Here is a 19533-nt window from a genome sequence, read left to right on the forward strand (position 1 = left end):
CCTAAAACCTATATATCGAAACCATTTAATAAAATAACCTTACCCATACTGACGCCAAAATCATCGCTACCTAATATTATTTTTATCTCTCCAGTAACCGCAACATCATCAATTTTTCCACCACCAGATGATCCAATCGTACAACTGCCAACATTCATCGATTTAGAGTAACTGACGCCTGACGTTAAACTTATAATACCGTCAACCCCTGCGCACCCATCAATTGACACACCAAAAACATCATAAGCTAAACATACAATAGCTTCGGCAAATGGCGATAGTGCCGGAGAAAAGTTTACTGACAACTGGCCAAAAGCACAGTCCTCTCCATCGTTGACACAAGATTCATATCGTTGTCCAAATTCACCATTAAATTTTAAAGCAATAGAAGCTTTGACACCTATACCAAAATCTACACTTCCAGTAAAACCGCCTACATCGAAGCCAACTTCACTAAAGCCTCTAGATAACCCCGGGATTCTTCCCTCTGCTTTAACGTCGAGGCTTAAGTTTCCTTTTGCCTCTGTGACGGCTTCTTCAACAAGTATCCCATCTGAAGGGTTACAGCAAGGCCCTGCTTTATAAGACACTGAAGCCCCCAAACTAGCACTCGCGTTAATCCCCATCTTTTTTAAACCCGCTTCAATTGCACTTGTAAGAGGTTTTGCTCTGTCTAAATCTAAAGACAAATTCGGACCGTCGGAAATAGGTTTAAAATTTTCAGGATCGACCTTATTTATTAGTTTACCCCCTTTACAAACCTTGCATAAATTAGAAGCTTCAGGAGCAACTCCATCTTCTACATTCGCCACCTTACCAGATGAACATTCTTTACAAACTTCGCCCTCAATTTCAGTTCCATTTGGCTTGTTCTTTACTGCTCCCCCTTGGCACTCTTGGCAAATTTCTCCTGATACTGCAGTGCCATCAAGTTTACTTGTGAGCTCTAACCCACTGCATTCCTTACACTCTTTATCCTCTTCTTTAATGTCATTTGGGTCTGCAATTTCTGTTGCAGACCCAGCTTCACAACCAGGTTTTTTACAGTCACCTACCACATCATTTGTCGGTATATCGCTATTGTCCTCTTTCGATGGACCACAATATTCTTTCTGGCAGTTTCCTGGCGTTTGTACCTCAGCTATACGATCCGGCACAAACTCACAAGTTCCAGGGCAGCTACCAACTTTATTAGAGCAATAATCACACGTCTTTTTCTTATTTTCACAGCATCCAGAACCGCCTGGTTGAGAACCACAATGCCAACCTGCTTTTACAACACCAACTCCTGGATTAGACTCCACTAAAGACCCATCTTCCGTTACTGTGCCCAAGCCTATCGCAACGAACTCTTCCAAATCATGGTCGAATGAATACATCTCCACCTGAGCACCGGGGCTATGTCCATCAACGTTTGGCAATGTTAGTTTAGCTGGAGGATAAAATTGTGTACCTGTAGGCTGTATGGTCACAATAAATTGTGGTTGCATTCCATTTGGTGGCGCCATAGGTACTGCTGCGGCATTTACTGGCGTAACGGAAACGAAGCCTTCACGTGAGCCATCTGGAAAGGTTACAGAATCTTTGGCAATGTCGAGTTTAAAACCTGGGAATTTTTCTAAAGTAAGCGAAACGTCTTCTTTACCCGCATAAACTGCATTATCTAAATTAAGTTTGACCATATAAATTGGCGAAGATAAAGGGTTTTCGACCCCGGCGATCGTCACTATCCGGTAACTTAAAGCCGGATATTCTCCGGTTCCTTTCACCGTCGAGCCATCTGCAATCAAATGAACCGGACCGACAGGTACCGAATCAATTTCGAATCGACCTTGACCATCTGTTTTCGATTCACGTGTCGTGCCATCTACTCTGACAGTAACACCTTCTAAGGGCTCATCTTGATTGCTAAGCACTACCCCAGAAATCGTCGTATCTGCGGGATCCGCTGCTTCAAAACCACTTGCTAAAAATCCAGCCGTTAATGTTTCGCCTTCGGGCGCATCAATCAGCGTTACGTTAACTCGTTGCGCATCCAAACCGTGCAACTGACCTAATGTAAGAATTGCACTTGCTCGACCGTCACTATCTGTTGTGGTTTCGTAAGTACCTTTTCCATTTTGTAAAACGCCACCACCTACAAGGACTTCAAACTTTACTCTCGCCCCCGACACTACATTTGAACCAATATCAGTAACCGCCACTACAAATGGAGATGGTAAAGGCTGCCCAATTATACCGCGTTGATTGTTGCCTGAATTCACGCTTATTTTGTCACCGATTTTAGCCAAGCCTGACGCAACAAAAGATACAGCTCCATCAAAGCCAACAACTTTTGCCGACACTTTATGATTCGCTTTTCCAACTCGAGCACCAATACCAAACTTCGTTGACGCGATACCTTCTGCGTCAGTATCAACCACAACAGCTCTACCTTCATTCGAATCACCATAGGCCACTAAACCAGCACCTTGGGTTACCCTGAAAATAACTGCTTCATTCGCTAGTGGATTGCCGCTATCATCTGATACTTTAACTGAAAGAGGCTCGGATAAAAGATCGCCAATCGGTGCTGACTGATCTTGCCCACTATTTAATTCAATTTTTTTGCCTATCGGTAACTTGTATTCAATATTAAAGCTAATCTTGTCTGTATTACCTACTTGGTCGGAGGCTGAGACTTCGATGACGTTATCGCCCACCTCCAACGGAACATCTTTCACGACATAACTACGATTCGATACTTCGCCAACTTGGCCGTTAGCTTTTACATTAGCTTGAGTAGATTCAACAGTGCCTCTTACAATGTCGTTAACAAGACCCGTTACCGTTATTTTGTCTGTATATACCACGTCGCCATCTTCGTGTGACTCAAGGGTGACGTAGGGCGGTGTTAGGTCTAACGATACTGTAATCGATGCTGTCTCTACGTTATTATTGGTGTCGACAGTTCTTGCAACAATTACATTGTGGCCTTCAGTTAACGCAACTTGAGCTTCAAACTGGCCTGAGGCAGGTGTAAGAGCTATACCGTTTAACGTGAGTGTTGTAACATCTTCTGACACAGTACCGGTTACTAAAACTGGAGAATGTCCAAAAGTGCTTAATGTGACCGGAGAATCAATGGTTACAGTTGGCTCGGTGTTCAATGGCATACAACCATTCGCAGCAACTAAGGTTCCCGACGGCGTATTTGGGCATTCATCTTCATGGTCGTAAACGCCATCGTTATCGCTATCAATCAAGACTATCGTTTTTTCATTGTAAGCATTAGAGGAATATGAAATACGGTCGCGACCACTAAATATGACTGAAAATTCAATTGTCAAACCATCTTCTAAGGTGTCGGTATCACTTACGAAAACAGCATTCCCTGCGCTGGTAGTGTCGGATGGATTTACAACCGTAACCCTTGTGCTACTAATATCTGCAATCTCGAGGTAAAATGGCCCTTTCAATTCCTCACCACTCACATTGGTATAAGTCGCAACGTATTGCATTTGGCCAGTTCTGCGATCGTATCGCCCTCCGTTATATTGAACTACGACCTGCTCCGGGCTAAGTAACGATAAATCATCAATTAACACCTCTGCATTCGCTCCAAAAGAGCAAAATAGTGACATCAGAAGTACGAATAAAAGAGAATGGAGTATTTCTGTAATTTTTAGCCCGGGCATAATGGTTCCGTCCGCTTATGTGTTCAGCCAGTTAGGGTCGTTTTATTTTCAGTTAAGGCACTATATGAGTTTAAGTTGTGCCATATCAGTCAGAATCTATTTTATTTCATGGGCACTTTGCGTTTACGTGTTACGAAAAAACACATGAGCGCTGCAAGTGAAGCCATCAATGTACTTGGTTCTGGAACCTGAGAGTCTGGTGGGGGGGAGGTAACGGTAATAAGTGATAAGTTAGAAATGTTAGCTGTTGAATTTAATAGGCTGTCCAAAGAATTTAATCCGAAATAAAGCCCTAACGTTCTTCCGACTAAGCTAGATAAATCAAGGCTAACCGAATCAGTTTTGGAATTAGTAAATGCAGCAAAAGCGAGGTCTTCCAATGTGCTGGAATCGAACAATGCATAAACAAATTCATCATTTTCATTTAATGCCTCGTTAAACGAAAAATCAAAGTTCAAAAATACATTTAAGCCAGGGATGATAATATCAGGGTCACCTAAAAATGGGTCTAAGGAGATTGTCGACACTGCAAAATCAATGTCCTCACGGATTATCGCTTCAGACCCATCTGCGGCTACTGAAACACTTGGATCGGCGAAGAAATCATTAAAACTCAGTAGCCCTGCGTGAGCACCTGAACATATATTTAGAGAGGCTATGACTAAAAGTACCGAGAAAACCGGTTTCTTTACCAGCTTGACCATGATAATTATTCCTTGTCTTAAAAACAAAACAGCTATCAAGTAATAGCTGTATAAATATTCTTATTATCCGTCCTAGAAAATGCATCGTCTAACAAAGCTAAGTTTTAGGTTGGTATTACACCTTTATCATTTATAGATTAGCTTTAAATTTTACTAGGCATTTACAATATTTGCGATAACTATACAAATAAACACGATGAGTTAGCAACTCATATTTGATCATAATTTCAACTTTTACCATTTATTCTGTTTTCAGCTCTACAGGGGGTGATATCCAGTACTATATTTGTTATCTCTTTTATTACTGCAGACAGAGTTTCAAACTCAGACAAAAGAAACTTTACAATATGATATTCGATACATATATCTCTCCCCAATACACCTTATTGAGCATGTTACTGTCAGTTAAAAACGCGACAAAGAAAATGAAAGCCGACGCTAGGTCGGCTTTTTTTGTAATCGTATGATGAGTAGAGATAATCTACCGTGTTAAGTAAAACGTTTACGGTGTCTAAACGCTTTAGGTAGAGCCCTCAGTGCACGTGCTGTAATTAAGGCGCTCGATAATGCTATCGAACACCTTCCTTGTATAAAGCACATATTTAACGCGCCTCAATTAACGCGCCTTGTTTTACACACTCTATTTTGCGGGCCATACTTTATGGACTTAGCCGGCTTACAAGCAGCCTACAAACTGTCTAAGTCGTAAACACCTTTTTCAGCAAGCGCTTTATTTACTGGCTTAACGTTTTCTTTAAATAAAACTTCTAACTGCAGTTTGTACTTTTGCCATCTTGCTTCTAAATCTTCTAAACGCTGCACTGCTCCAGCTTGCGCGGGCGCGCCAGTTCTATCGAAGTTATCCATTAAAAAGCGCACTTGCCTATCTAGCATGTTAGGCCAGTTAATATCATCTTCGAATGTTTGATGCTTAGGTTGAATAACCAATGCTTCCCAATCATCAATAGCACTGACAATACGGTCGATAGATGCCGATACTTCACTGGCTAGTACCACATTCGACTCAGTGACCCCATTTAGTGTTGCACGCACGTTACGGGCTTTTTGCAGATGTTCAAATAGCTCGTTCAATAAAGCTTCACTGGCCTGAATACTTTGCTCTACAACCTGTAATTGGGCAGCGTTAGCTTCTTCCCTTGGATCAGGTAACACCTTAAAGGCTCTGGTTTGAGAGTGCTCGCCCACCGTAATAGTCGCTTTATAGTCGCCAGGCATTACCCTAGCGCCTTTCCACCCACCGAACAGTTTTACATTATCGATACAATGCAAAGGTGAACGACGTAAATCCCACACAAACTGGTTATAGCCTTCTTTTGTAGAGGGGTGTTTAAACTTCAACGGGCTTCGTGCATCTTCGTTACCCTTAGCACACTTTTCAAACGCATCTGCGGTTGACGATAACGTGCGCACAAGTTGATTTTTAGAATCAAAAATATCGATGCGAAGGCTGTCGCTCTCTTCAAGCTCATCTTTTAAGTAGTAACGAAAGGTGGCACCACGAGCGGGGTTTTTCGCTTCTGGTTGGCCACTCATATTGCCGCCTGACAACAAACGCACACCATCAACAGGGCTAAATTGAAACAGCGCTTCATTATGTAATGAACCACTGACTTCACGTAGCGGGTTTATGTCATCCAAAATCCAGAAGCCACGCCCTTGGGTCGCCACAACTAAGTCATCACCTTTCACTTGCATATCGGTTATTGCGACAGGCGGTAAATTAAGCGCCATCTCCTGCCAGTTATCACCATCATCGAAACTAACGAACATGCCGCTTTCTGTACCCGCAAACAGCATACCTTCATGTTGCTTATCTTCGCGTACCACGCGTACAAACGCATCTTCAGGCAGGCCTTTATCTATACGAGTCCAGCGCTTTCCATAGTTTTCCGTTTTATAAATATAGGGCTTATAGTCATTCAATTTATAGCCGGTTACGGCTACATAGGCTTTACCTTCAGTATGAACGCTTAGCTCAATAGCATTAACCTGAGCTTCTTTTTTATGAGGCGTTATGTCTTTCCAGTTTTTGCCTTCATCTGTGGTTAAATGTAATTTGCCGTCATCTGCACCTACCCATAGTTCACCCGCCTTTGTTGGCGATTCAGCAATATAGAAAACCGTATTGTAGTATTCCGCACCTGCTTGTTCATTGGTGATAGGTCCGCCGTTCAAGCCCTGCTTTTCGGCATCGTTGCGCGTTAAGTCTGGGCTGATTTCTTGCCAATTGACGCCTCGATCGGTGGTTTTCAAGATCATTTGTGTGCCGTAGTACACGGTTTTCGGGTCGTGTTGCGACACCAATACCGGCGCATTCCAGTTGGTACGGTATTTCTGATCTCGTGCGTTTCGCCCAAACACATATTCAGGGTAAGGCATGATAGGACGAGTAAGCCCGGTGTCTTTGTTGAACTCGGTTAATGTGCCATTGATAGTGGTGGCGTATATAAGCGTGGGGTTGTCTGCATCAAACGCGATATGTGCGCTTTCTCCTCCACCTACAGCGAACTGCTCGGCTATACCAATACCGCTATCCCATGTAGAGGAAGGGGTAGCCATAGTCGTGTTATCTTGCTGACCACCATAAACATGATAGGGCTCAAGGTTATCAGTCACTACACGGTAAAACTGCGCAGTTGGCTGATTATAAATACTAGACCATGATTTTCCACCATCAAAGGTCACGGTTGCCCCACCGTCGTTGGCATTAATCATATTTAGGCTGTTTTCAGGGTTTATCCACATATCGTGGGTATCACCGTGTGGCAGTGATTTTATTTCGAAGGTTTTGCCGCCATCAATAGATTTATGCAACTGTACGTTCATCACATACAGGGTGTTTTCGTCGTTAGGATCGACCTTAATATGATTGTAATACCAGGCTCTGGCTTTAAGAATATTGTCGCCATTCATTAACTGCCAAGAAGCGCCAGCGTCGTCGCTGCGGTACAAGCCACCTTTGTCAGCTTCAATAATGGCGTAAACGCGCTTAGGGTTAGAGGCCGAAATATCTATTCCCACCTTTCCGATAAGCTTGGGTAAATCCTTTTCTAGTTTATCCCAAGTTTCGCCACCGTCAGTGGATTTATAAATGCCACCACCATCGCCACCTGATTTTACAAACCATGGCGTTCTTCCGTGGTGCCACATGCTGGCGTACAACACTCGTGGGTTAGACGGGTCGAGTGCTAAATCTGCAGCGCCCGTGTCGGCATTAACTTTAAGCACATGCTTCCAGCTTTTACCGCCATCGGTAGTTTTAAATACACCGCGCGCTTCATTTGGCGCCCAAATATTACCTTGAACAGCCGCCCACGCTATATCTGGATTGGTGGGGTGAATGCGAATTTTGGGAATTTGACCACGGTTTTCTAAACCGACTAGCTCCCAGGTTTCACCTGCATCGGTAGACTTATATACACCTTTACCATGGCTGGTAGTTACACCTCGAATAGGCCCTTCCCCTGTGCCAACATAAATAACATTGTGATCGGAAGGCGCAACAGCAATAGCACCAATACTACCTACTTCAAAGTGCTTGTCAGACAAGGGTTTCCAAGACAAACCGGCGTTATCTGTTTTCCACACACCGCCACCTGCGGCCCCCATGTAATAAAGGTTAGTGTTACCTTCAACACCAGAAACGGCAACAGAGCGACCGCCACGAAAAGGGCCAATATTACGATATTCCATTTTATCGAAAAGCTTCGGGTTAACGGTATCTTCTAACGCAATTGCAGGAAAAGAGAGACTAACCAGCGTGCTAATAGATACTACTAAAGCGGCTAGTGTTCGCCGTAATGTCATCATTGAAGGCCTTTTTATATTTAGTGGTTTATTAAGGATAGGTTCTTATGATTTATATAGTGCAACGTATTTAGCCATACGGTAAAGGCTTAAATATTTAATTTATTAGTCTTTCGCATTGCCTTAATGAGTTCATGCACTTGTGTTTTTTTTAAACATTACCATTAAAGCACAGAGAAGGGATTTTAATTGGTACGACAAATACTGCGTCTTGTCGCATCTATCCATATAAGTGGAATTGGAAGTGAAAGTGGAAATGGAAAAAGCAGTGCAATATGGATTTTTTTAGCGATACCTTGTTTGCACTTAGCGTATTTGTAGGTTTCACTTTTGTTGTAGGCTTCTTTGTCCTTATGTATTTATGGGCCAGAAAACAAAAAGGTGCAGCAATAGTATTTGGTATGTTGATGCAGATGATTTTACCCGACCCCAAAGTGCAGCACACTATCGAAATGGTTACCGAGGCCAAGCAAGAAAAAAGCGGACAAGAAGACATAAACCAAGATGATAACGAAACGGGGGATGTCGACTAGTTTCTGTAGGGTCAGGATAAATCACTGAGAGTAGCAATACCCACAGCATTTTTTCCTTTATGCTTGGCGCTATACAAGGCTTCATCTGCGCTTGATAACATTTGGTTCGGCAAATCGGCCATCGTTAGCTGGTCTGGGGTAACACTGACTATGCCAAACGAACAAGACGCACTAAATGAACAATCTCCCTTCCCGAAACTTGTTTCAGCAATACGTTTTCGTATACGTTCGACAGTCGTAGGCGCAGAATTCTCATCTTGTTTGCTAGCAAATAAAATGACGAACTCATCCCCGCCTAACCGAGCGATGCAATCAGACTGACGAATATTGTCTTTGATAATATTCGTAATTTGGGTGAGCAACGCATCACCGTTTGCGTGCCCGTATTGATCGTTAATGTTTTTAAAATCATCTACATCGAATACGCATACTGATAACCAATTCAACTCTTTACGTAGCATTAAGTTGACGGCTTCTGATAAACGTATCTCTAAATAACTACGTGAGAATGCTTGGGTTAAATGGTCATACATAAGACGATTGCTAAGCAAGCGTCTTTCTTCATAAAGTTCATCTATATGCAAAACCAAAACCCACGCAATACAGGAAGTAACTAAAAATGAGCCTATCCAACTCAATGGGGGTACATCTACAACTTGAATGCCCGTAAACGTATCGCAAAGGCCTGTGATCACCCACACGATGTTAGCCACCAGCAGTAATAACACTGTATTCGTATTACTGTTTTCTTGCCTAACACGCTGGCGATTAAACACTCTCACGAGTATGAAAATACAATAGGCGGCGAGAACTAATATCCATGCCCCCCACAACTGGAATAACACACCGTACTTTAAGCCTGTGTAGTACTGAGATGTTGAGTAGAAAGCATTACTCAGAAAGTACTGGTTAGGCACCATAGTTAACAAGGAAAAGGCACCACAAATGACGTAACACCATTTCAGAAAGGTGGGCACTTTGTATTGAAAAAAAGCAACGTAGAAATGCAAGCTCAGCACTATGGTAAACATTGCCGCAATAACGGTTATACGGTTAGAAATACTAAGATAAATAAGGTTATTGCTTGAGTTAACGAGCACCGCAAAGGCACCAAAAAAAATGCCACTGGTTAACGCTGAAAGCGCAAAAATCAGGTAATACTTCACGAACTCTTCATGCCGAGAGGTCAAACGATAATATAAAAGCAAAAAGAAAAAGCTTAAAAGTAAGCAGATACTGGCAGTAATAAACAAAGGGATAGAAGATGCTTGAACCATACTATTTTCCCATACCCCCAACTCCCTGTCGTTATGTAATTTATGTAAGCGCCCTAGCGTAAGCAATACCTTATGGCAAAAGGGCAACACAAATTTAGTGTCTACGCTAACATGTTACGAGTATGTTAGCGTAAAAGCACTCAGTCCGCTTACTCTTTGTATAGGAAACTTTGTTTATTAAGTAATTGGTGGGGATCGAGGATTTATCTCACGCTTCCTCAATGAGTTGAGGTCCTTCTTTTTTAGATACCCTTTTTTATCAACGCCTCTTTTGCCTCTTGTCTCCCTTGCCCTCCTTGTCCCTCTTATCAACAATGATAAGGGGGGCGCCTTAAAGCGCCGCCTTCCATGCTTTTTCAGGTAGTAAATATAACCCATTTTGGTGGGTACTACCTTCCCCTACAATATGCCCAATGCCTGCAGCCATTACGGCCAAGGTTACGTCAAAGGCATTCAAGCTATCACCATAGCCTGCTGTCAGATTGAACATAGAACCATCTGCAAGTAAGAATAGGGTTTTGCCATTCAAAGTATAAGCATTCACGTAAGGCATTGGCTCGCTGTGGACGGCATGCTCTTTAAGATAAGGCACATCAATTTCTTGCGCCACATGTCCAACATTTAATATGAAGGTGCCTTCCTTCATCGCATCCAGATGTTTCGCACTTACCACGCCGTAACCACCTGTGGCAGTAGCAATAACATCGGCATCTTTTACCGCAATGCCCAAATCAACCACCGGCCAGCCATCATATTTAGCTTGTAGCGCACGAGCAGGGTCTAGCTCTGCCACTTGCACTTGTGCACCAAAAGCTTTTGCAGATGCCGCAACGCCCTGCCCTACTAAACCATAACCTATGACTACTACTACTTTTTCATGCAGGGTAAGATGTGTGGTTTGGAAAAACGTTTGCCATGCACTTAAGCCCACCATATGGCGATTATGTAAGCCTTCTTTAACGGGTAAATCGTCCCAGTTAAAAATAGGATACTCGGGCTGCATACCGTTTAATCGCGTAATACCTGAACCTGTCGCCTCTAAGCCCGCAACAATGCTTGGAACAGCTTCATTCGTTTGCACTTTTTCATGCAGACGCGTGGTTAAATCGGCCCCCATTTCACACAAGTGGGTTGGCTGCCAAGCTAATGCTTTATCAAAAGAATCTGACCAATCGGCGTTGCTCATATCTCGCCATGCGTGAGCCGTAGCCCCTTTATCTACCAAATACTTCACTACGTCATCTTGAACTGTAGTGGGATTACAGGTTGTCAGAAACACCTCACATCCACGAGATAATAGCCCTTCAACCAAAGGGGCCATTTTTAAATCAAGGTGCATATTACAGGCTAGCCTAATGCCGTCTAAGCTGGGAAGAGAGGAAATAGCTTCACGGGTGCGCGGCATGTGTAAACTGGCCCAGGAAAGCTCAGCTTGAAAATCTTGATACATAGAGAAGTCTTAATGTCGAAAAGGAGAAAACGCTATAGTACGCCACAATATCTTTGCTCTACAACTATCAATGTTGAACTAACCTATGGAAACAAGACCTTGAATTACATGAAATTAGTTTTCACAATCATCCATTTTTATGTCTAATGCTGTAACTAGTTATTCTGGGTGAAAGGTTCAAGTTAGCGCTTGCCGATCAGGCGCTCTGTCAAAAGCGCGCTAAATCGAACGCCCTGATCACAACTTCCAATATTTTAGTTTCTTCCTGATTTTAAAGTTTCTTAATAGATTTCTAGGCTTCTTATCAACCCAATGGCTACCCACCATTTCTTCAACCGCTTTCACCACGCGTTGAGACGACTTTCCATCTAGGTAGGGTGTTATTGATGGCCCGTATTTTTTAATACTATCGATAAGTTCAGGCGATGGTGACAAAGCTTGTTTTACTGCGCCCTCAAGCGCGTTGCTTTCTGTGATGTTAATAAAGCAATCGAGTGGGTCGCGGTTGTTTACCGTAACAACAGGCTTATTTAATAATAAGAACTCTTGGAAAATAGAGGAGTTATCGCAAATCATCACATCCGCTCTGTGCAACGCTTCGATGACTTGATTATTTTCAAAAAACATTAGGTTTTCACTTTCTAACGCTTTGTATTTTTCAACCGTTGACACTGCCATTTTGGGGTGCAATGTGACTAACCACTGCCAACTCCCGTTTTGACTTAATCGCTTTACCTCTTCATAGACGAGTTCAGCGCAAGACAAGGAAGCAGAGAAAGTGGAACCAAATAGCACCTGCGGTTTATCGAAATGCTCTGTCGATTGATATTGGAATAATGAGTCTAGTTTAACCCACCCAGTTTCAACCACATTGTAATGGCCTTTATTACTGCGTGTTAACGTACCCGTGCGTTCAGGCCCTTCAGTACAATATAAGTCGAACAACCCTCGTTCAGGGTAAACATTGCCTCGTTTGCTTTCATTAAGACCATGAAAGACCTGCACCTTAATGCCGGGGATGAAATTGGGCACTCTATCTCCGGGGACGAACACCGCATCAGGTTTAAAGCTTATAGCTTGTTCAATAGAAGCTAATGCCTGCTCATTTTCATGTAAAAAGTGTTTAGACGCATCATTTCCCACCACCAACCACTTAACCTGATGACCGTGCTTTTTCGCTTCATTTTGTATGGGTCGAAGAATATCGAAGGAGTAATTTTGCTCTACATACAACAGGAAGTTTAAAGGTTTCCCCGCGGTACTTGATGGCGATGCATGCATATCTTTACCCTTTATTTTCAAACTAAAACCCACACTAAAATTCAAACCAAAAAAAGAATAGTAATGAGACTGTCACTTTTTAGCAAATGGCTTTTAGAAACGCCCACTCTGCGATCAATATTCAATCAAACCACGTATTAAACCCTCTAATCATTCGATGTTATTTTACTTGTTGCGTATTAGACAAAACCAATGAGTGCATTAGTCTTTAAGGGGAAAACTAAGTGTCATCTGAATTATATAAATCACGGGTAATCGCGGCGCTAAAAAATGCATTTATTGCTGACGCTTTGGCAATGCCAGTACATTGGTATTATAACCCTGCGGACATTTTAAAAGATTTCCCCGGCGGTATTCAGCAGTTCGAAGACGCGCCATCATTTCATCCATCTTCCATCATGTCTTTGCATTCCACCAGCGAAGGTGGGCGGTCCAAAGTATCTAAGCAGGAAAAGAAAGACATTGTGGGCGATGTTATCTTAAAGGGTAAACGACAATATTGGACTGGTGCTAACCAGCATTATCATCAGGGTATGAAGGCGGGTGAAAATACCCTGAATGCCCATTGTGCAAGGGTGGTGCTTAGCGTTGCAGCGCTGCAATATCAACAAGCTGCTTTTTTAGATGGGTACATTAAGCTGTTGTGCGCAGACAAGCCCGCCCACCCAGATACCTACGCGGAATCGTATCATAGGGGCTTTTTTGCGAATCTAGTAGACGGTAAACCTGCCGATAAATGCGCCGCAGTTACCCACGATACGGCTTCTATAGGTGGCCTTGTTACCATTGGGCCTTTAGCGCTTACCTGCGCTTTAAAAGGTGATGACCTGAATGATATTAAAAACCTATGCAGAAGCCATTTGTATTTAACTCACCCCAGTGACGCGCTTGGTGTAGTGTGTGACTATTATGTCGAGCTGCTTTATCGATTGCTCTACCGCACGAATGAATCTCCTCAAGACATAATTGAAGATATTGCCTTACGGGGGAATCATCTGTCTTTGGCAAAGCTAGTTGCCAAGAATAAAAGTGATATCGAAATAGTGGGCCGTCAATTCTCTCCCGCATGCTACATTTCTGATGCATGGCCTAGTGTGCTGTATTTTGCCTACCGCTACATTGCCGATGGGAAAAAAGCACTCACAGCCAACGCCAATGTAGGAGGGGATAACGTGCACCGTGGTTTTGTATTAGGTACACTCATGGGTTTGATTGAAGGCGCGCCAATTCGCGACATGTTTGAACAACTTGCTGATGCAGAAGAGTTAGGGCATGAAATTCAGCAAGCTTGTAGAAATGAAAAATAAACCATTTAAACTTTTAGATTAAAAGCACGGACACCTTAGCAATGACCATAGAGCGAATAGAAACAAAACAGCGTATGAGCCGTATAGTAAAACATAACGGCACTATCTATTTATGCGGCCAAGTGTGCGCAGATGCTACCCAAGGTATTACCGAACAAACCCAAACTATGCTAGATAAAGTGGATACCTTGCTAGCACAAGCGGGTAGCGATAAAGAACATATTTTATCTGCCACTATTTACATCAAAAGCATGAAATACTTTGCCGAGATGAACGCCGTTTGGGATAACTGGGTACCAGAAGGGCATGCCCCAGCTCGCGCTTGCGTTACCGCTAACATGGCTCGTGAAGCTTTGTTGGTTGAAATAACGGTAGTCGCGGCTGAGAAGTGTGAATAGGCCATAGCGCTTGTTCTAGGCTTTGTTGCACCTTTGAATTAATTACCACTCGCCATCAAGACACATTAGAGGCGAACTTCAAAGGTGCGCAACCTTCATGTTTAAATGAAGCAGCCTACGCAGTAAACTCACTTTAGTTACTGGAAAAAAAACTGTTCGCCAATTTCTTCAGTGATTCTGGTCTTATATTTACCGCTGCAAGATTTGCATTATATTGAGGGGCCAATCTCAAACGTAATGTATGCACTAATTCTTCAGGCATGTATACGCGCTCTGGCTTTCCTTGTGCAATGACGTCCAAGTCAATTTGATTGCTTAAGGGATCCCAACTTATATTTGTTGGAATGAATTTTCCGGTTACACCGGAAGGTACATTTATTGCGGAGTCTTTGATTGCAGATTCATTGAGTGAAGCGTCGCCGACTGAGGCGTCCCCCCATTGATTCTCTGGCACCTCACTATCATTAAGGCCCACCGATTTATCTACAGAAACTTGCTCTTTAAGGTCTTTCAGCGTCATCAGCCTGCTTAATTGTTGACGCCAAAATGGCGCACCTAACCCTGCGAGCAATCCCGTGAGCACGCAGCCGAAAATCCATTCAATAGACATTCGATTTATACCTGGCGCTATGGGACCAACTGAAAATGTTTTACTCTCTAAATCAGAGCGTTGATTTAACCTACTTCTTAACTCAATCATTATCGCCCCTGCGTTAGTCGGGTCGTCCTCTGCCTCAAGCCTAGTGTTTAAACTCTCAATTTGACTTTGAAGACGGATCAAATCATCGGCATCAGTATTTTCAAGCTCATTTATCAATGACAAGCTGCTGATATTTAATGCCAAGGCAATAATGGTGGCAACACATGCCACTTTAACGCCAGTCCTCAAACGAAATCGACTTGTGGCACTATGATCGCATTTTGCTATTCTATCGGGTAATACTTGCGCTAATTTATCCGCCATTTTTGGTGCTGACACTTTACTGGCTGTCGATAAAATATTATTCAACAATACTGACCTATTTAAATATGGCTTTGCTTTTTCACGCTCATATGCCATTAAGATATTAAGCTTTTCTAGCACATGTGCGCTTTGCGCTGCAGTAAAATCGACATCATGTATTAAAGACAACCGGACTTCTTCAACTACACATTCACACCAATAGTCGTAGCCACGGGTTCGAGAGCCAATCATAGACATGAGTTTATCTGTAGTCAGTGCTGAAAACTCAGCAACGGTAATGATCACTAAGGTCAGCACTATAGCGGTATCAAGATAATCCATAACTCACCTCACAAATCTAAAGATAAAGTATCGTTTTTAAATTCAGGAATAAACCGGTTGGCATTTTGAATAAAATCGACAGCAGGAAGCATATAGCCCTTGCTCCCATTCCCAGCGATATGCATGCCCAACAGTGTATCTCCATCATCACTAAGAACAGGTGAACCACTATCACCAGCCATGGTCTCTCCATCGTAGCTTACAATAAGGCGATGAACTGCCTGAAGACGGTTAAGCTCGGGCCCATAGGAAACAATTTGTTGATTGCCCCTTTTAGCGCATACATTAGATAGGGTGATTTTACTTTCAGTGTCATTAGAGTCAGTGGCTTTGACCCGCGGACTGTGCATGATGGCAGTCTTTGGCAACTCATCCATGTAATACAGTATTTTTGTTGGTACTGGTCCGGGAATCGCATTGCGCGCGAGCGCTAGGTTCTTTGGCTCCACTTTTGCAAATGCGACATCGAAGCTCCAAGTATCAGTGCCCAGCGGCGCAATACTCCCGCAAATACCTTTATAATTGGCAATCACTTTTCCGTCATGCTCAATGACGGCCTGCTGACAAGGCTGCTTTATGTTTCTCGCTAATAATCCAAATAGGTGGAAACAACTCACTAGATAGTGCTCAACGGATAGGTTTTTTCGGGTACGGCGTATTAATGCAACAGCACTGCCTTGATCGTATTTTGACTTTTTAGTATCAATGACTTTTATATAACTCATTGCACTTTCCCCTCTTGTAAACCGTCAATTTTGGCTTTTATTTCCTCATGATTACTGAACTTCAAATCGCTGTATTTTAATGTATTCCCCCCTGTAAACCGCTTAAGTGATTTGTTAATCGTCACTTTTGCTTGAGCGGCTAAATCCTCTACTTTATCTACATAAAGTGTTGGGCAAATTGAATCTAGGTCACGCAGTGTTACGGTCAGTATGCCCTGACTAAAATTCGAGTAGGCTAACGTAAAATCGTCACCGCAATCTCCAGCTTCCATTGGCGTGCGTAATGCACATTGTAGCCTTCCTACATCGTCATCGGCTTTGCAAACATCAGGGGTTGAGCTCAAGGCATTTGCTAAGCTTGCATGAGGCGTTAGTTTGTCGTTACTGGTAATGTTTTTACAATGTAGACTTTTTAGTAGAGGGTCGGTGGCGAGCTTCGCGAGCAATGCGCTTTTAACCGCCTCTATATTCTTCGCCTCAGGGGGGAGAGAAAACTGACCAGTAAGCGCTATTTCTCCTGATATAGTGCTTCCTAATAAAGCGGGGTTTTCCAAAACAATACCATTCGCATGTGTTCCCATTACCGGGTAGCCAATAACACCGAAGGTTTCATTCCATGTAGTGGTTTTGCTATTTTCGCAGTTTTTCAACGCTGCTTGTGGTGCCTCTGTAACGTTCTCTTTCGCAGCATCACTTTCAGTTTTTTTAACTGGCTCTTTAATCGATACGTTAATAATGGCGTGCTGAGTGCTACTATCTTTCACTTTAATCGTAAAGACTTCACCCGCCTTTGCCTCGCTAGTAAGCGTAACGATAATTCCAGAGCCTCCTGCCACCGTCGCAACATTTACCGATGAGTTAGGCATTTTAGTTAGCTGTGCAGAATAAGGCTTTGTTCCACCGGATACTTCAACAGTGGCCGTTTGAATAGTGCCCTGTGTGAATTCTAATGAGGAATGATCGAGTTTTAGCTGAGTAGTAATATTATCAGTAAGGGCGCCACAAGATTTAAACGTAGTTTCATTTAAATTGAGGGGCATCGCCAACAAACCATTCAATTCGCTGGCTCTTGCCAACATAATTTGACGCTTCGCTTGCATCTTCCCCATGGCAACACTGATGTTAGAAATGACTTTTTCGTAAACGCCTATAATCGCATTTTTAACGTTCTCAGCATTCTCGGCGTTCTCTTTGGTTTTTTTATCGAAGTCCCCCATCGCCTGCGCTAACATTTTATTGATAACAGTATCCGTATTGGAACCTTCCGAACTAGCGAGTGTTGTTTGTAGTATTTGAGCGAAGTCTAGCCCGGGCGTAAAATATTGTGCGTAATCACTCAATGCAGCTATTTGCGAACCGATACTATCTGTACTCGCCAATGTTGACGTTAAGGCTTCATCAACGGCTACACGAATGTTATCCACTTGCGCAAATACCCTAGGCCCAATCGTGGAGGACTTTGCAAGCAAGGTGTTGGTGCTTTGAAGTAGCTTTGCGGCCCGTTCTCTGTCGCTGTCTATCACCTTTAATTGCGCCTGCGCTGCCGCTTTTAAGCTTTTGGTGGCGTCATTATAGAGAACGAGTTGGTTCATGTTATTGGTCAAGTCTCCCGCCGCTATGGCGTACTCGTCCATTGCGCTACGAAGCCGTTCGGCATTTTTTTGAATATGCTGATAATTGCTAGTAATTCCCACCATAGGGCTAACAATATCTTTTATGCACACCATTGCTCGCATACCAGCAATATACTGTGCACGCCTGCCAACATTTTCATTTGCCGTTCCTAAATGATAGGCGCCCCCTCCGAGCAACCCCGCCGCTTTGAACGTATCAATATTGGCCTCGAATGCTGCTAAACCCAATGTTACTGTGCCAAGAGCAATCAGGCCTTGGCTTAATTCTTGGCTTTGCTTTGCATCTTCTAAAAGCTTTCTGCGATAGCCGTCGTAAGTGTAATCGACGTAAGCCATTGCCCGCTGAAGCTCTACTTCGCGTGACTCACACATTGTGCACGCTCTTGTGTATTCGGGGCGAGGGTCTTCAACATAAGGAAAAGTAGTACAGCCAAACAGAGAGCTTGCTAAAATACACATTGCCGATATTCGACTAGCTTTTTTGTTTCGGTTAAACGACTTGCCAAATTTGGCATAGGAATCGGAATTAATCACGTTCATGTTGCCCTCACAATCCATTTTTATTGGTATATAGGAGCAGTGCATGCACATTGATTATTCTCTCACCTAAATAAAACTTTTTATTTAGGTGAGAGAATACAAATGACGGGATAATAAAAAGGGGGTTTAGCTGAGCCAGGCTTAACTTCTAGCCCAGCGCAACTACAATGTAAGAATACTGCTAGCTAGTTCGCGGTTGCGGTACCTATGTACCTATACCACCACCATGGGTAGTATTGTGCTTCAGAACTTGATTTTTTTCTTTATCATGCGAGTGTGAACCATCGCCATCGTGATTATGAGCTCCGTCATTACTAAATTGCTTATCTCTGTGAAAGACACGGTAAGTCATCGAATTTTTATCACCGTGATAAACGTATATCTGCATAGAATGGGGATGGTCTGTCACGAGTTTAGCAACTTCGGTTCCATGTTTCGGGTTATCTAATGTCGGTATATAAAGAACCGTGAAGTTAACCGTTTCATAAACCTGATAGCAATTTCCGTTATAGCTGATGTCATCAATGCTATCTTGGTGAATTCCATTAACGTCTGTAAATCCAATACTAATGTCAGGTCTTGGCGTGTTGGGGGTTTCTGAATTTAACTCACAAGTATCTTTAAGCGCTAAAGCACCGCCACTTTTATCTACAATTAGAGCTCCCAATGCGTTTGCTCGTTGTGATTGGGAGGCGTTATCCGCCTTAAGGGTAGTTTTATCATTACCTAAAAATTCGACCTTATAACTCGCTGTAACTTTCGATAGCATGCATTCTACGTCATCTTCGCACTTTTTATTGTCATGCGAACAACCAAGTAATGTTAAAAGTAATAATGTCAGTCCTACACTTGATACCATTTTATTGAATAAAGTCATTAGGGTCCGCTCCTAGT

At 42.9% G+C, this 19533-nt stretch carries 13 protein-coding genes; 3 read left to right on the forward strand and 10 right to left on the reverse strand.

Annotated elements, in window-relative coordinates; genetic code table 11:
- Nucleotides 1-8: 8 nt before the first annotated feature.
- The 3 genes from AV939_RS16240 to AV939_RS16250 form a co-directional block, all read right to left on the reverse strand.
- On the reverse strand, nucleotides 9-3623 hold the full coding sequence (locus AV939_RS16240) for a carboxypeptidase regulatory-like domain-containing protein (protein ID WP_197427682.1): 3615 nt from the start codon (nucleotides 3621-3623) through the stop codon (nucleotides 9-11).
- 155 nt (nucleotides 3624-3778) lie between these two features.
- Nucleotides 3779-4381, reverse strand: coding sequence for a PEP-CTERM sorting domain-containing protein (locus AV939_RS16245; RefSeq protein ID WP_057789626.1), 603 nt, complete (start codon nucleotides 4379-4381; stop codon nucleotides 3779-3781).
- A gap of 687 nt (nucleotides 4382-5068) precedes the next feature.
- Entirely contained in the window at nucleotides 5069-8212 is a 3144-nt protein-coding gene (locus tag AV939_RS16250) for a WD40/YVTN/BNR-like repeat-containing protein (RefSeq protein WP_057789624.1), read from the reverse strand.
- Between the two features lie 272 nt (nucleotides 8213-8484).
- On the opposite strand from AV939_RS16250, the gene AV939_RS16255 reads away from it, so the two are divergent.
- Nucleotides 8485-8742: a hypothetical protein gene (locus AV939_RS16255; protein WP_057789622.1), complete on the forward strand. Its 258-nt coding sequence runs from the start codon at nucleotides 8485-8487 to the stop codon at nucleotides 8740-8742.
- An 11-nt stretch (nucleotides 8743-8753) separates the two neighbouring features.
- On the opposite strand, the gene AV939_RS16260 is transcribed toward AV939_RS16255, so the two are convergent.
- The 3 genes from AV939_RS16260 to AV939_RS16270 all read right to left on the reverse strand — a co-directional run bounded on the left by AV939_RS16260 (nucleotide 8754) and on the right by AV939_RS16270 (nucleotide 12750).
- Nucleotides 8754-10019, reverse strand: a complete 1266-nt coding sequence (locus tag AV939_RS16260) for a GGDEF domain-containing protein (protein WP_057789620.1) — start codon at nucleotides 10017-10019, stop codon at nucleotides 8754-8756.
- 331 nt (nucleotides 10020-10350) lie between these two features.
- On the reverse strand, nucleotides 10351-11469 hold the full coding sequence (locus AV939_RS16265; RefSeq protein WP_057789618.1) for an adenosylhomocysteinase: 1119 nt from the start codon (nucleotides 11467-11469) through the stop codon (nucleotides 10351-10353).
- A 237-nt stretch (nucleotides 11470-11706) separates the two neighbouring features.
- On the reverse strand, nucleotides 11707-12750 hold the full coding sequence (locus AV939_RS16270; RefSeq protein WP_057789617.1) for a CDP-glycerol glycerophosphotransferase family protein: 1044 nt from the start codon (nucleotides 12748-12750) through the stop codon (nucleotides 11707-11709).
- Between the two features lie 224 nt (nucleotides 12751-12974).
- On the opposite strand from AV939_RS16270, the gene AV939_RS16275 reads away from it, so the two are divergent.
- Both AV939_RS16275 and AV939_RS16280 read left to right on the forward strand, forming a co-directional pair.
- Nucleotides 12975-14057, forward strand: coding sequence for an ADP-ribosylglycohydrolase family protein (locus tag AV939_RS16275; protein WP_061093599.1), 1083 nt, complete (start codon nucleotides 12975-12977; stop codon nucleotides 14055-14057).
- A gap of 41 nt (nucleotides 14058-14098) precedes the next feature.
- Nucleotides 14099-14455 (forward strand): RidA family protein, encoded by a 357-nt coding sequence (locus tag AV939_RS16280; protein WP_057789615.1) that lies wholly within the window; start codon nucleotides 14099-14101, stop codon nucleotides 14453-14455.
- Between the two features lie 133 nt (nucleotides 14456-14588).
- Here AV939_RS16280 and AV939_RS16285 read toward each other — a convergent pair whose 3' ends face one another.
- The 4 genes from AV939_RS16285 to AV939_RS16300 all read right to left on the reverse strand — a co-directional run bounded on the left by AV939_RS16285 (nucleotide 14589) and on the right by AV939_RS16300 (nucleotide 19516).
- Nucleotides 14589-15740 (reverse strand): hypothetical protein, encoded by a 1152-nt coding sequence (locus tag AV939_RS16285; protein ID WP_057789613.1) that lies wholly within the window; start codon nucleotides 15738-15740, stop codon nucleotides 14589-14591.
- A gap of 8 nt (nucleotides 15741-15748) precedes the next feature.
- On the reverse strand, nucleotides 15749-16465 hold the full coding sequence (locus tag AV939_RS16290; RefSeq protein WP_057789611.1) for a hypothetical protein: 717 nt from the start codon (nucleotides 16463-16465) through the stop codon (nucleotides 15749-15751).
- A complete protein-coding gene (locus tag AV939_RS16295) occupies nucleotides 16462-18639 on the reverse strand; it encodes a hypothetical protein (protein ID WP_057789609.1) in 2178 nt (725 codons plus the stop codon). The genes AV939_RS16290 and AV939_RS16295 overlap by 4 nt, the downstream gene beginning before the upstream one ends.
- Nucleotides 18640-18844: 205 nt before the next feature.
- Nucleotides 18845-19516 (reverse strand): hypothetical protein, encoded by a 672-nt coding sequence (locus tag AV939_RS16300; protein WP_057789607.1) that lies wholly within the window; start codon nucleotides 19514-19516, stop codon nucleotides 18845-18847.
- Nucleotides 19517-19533: the final 17 nt, after the last annotated feature.

The organism is Alteromonas sp. Mac1 (assembly GCF_001562125.1).
Taxonomy (GTDB): Bacteria; Pseudomonadota; Gammaproteobacteria; order Enterobacterales; family Alteromonadaceae; genus Alteromonas; species Alteromonas stellipolaris.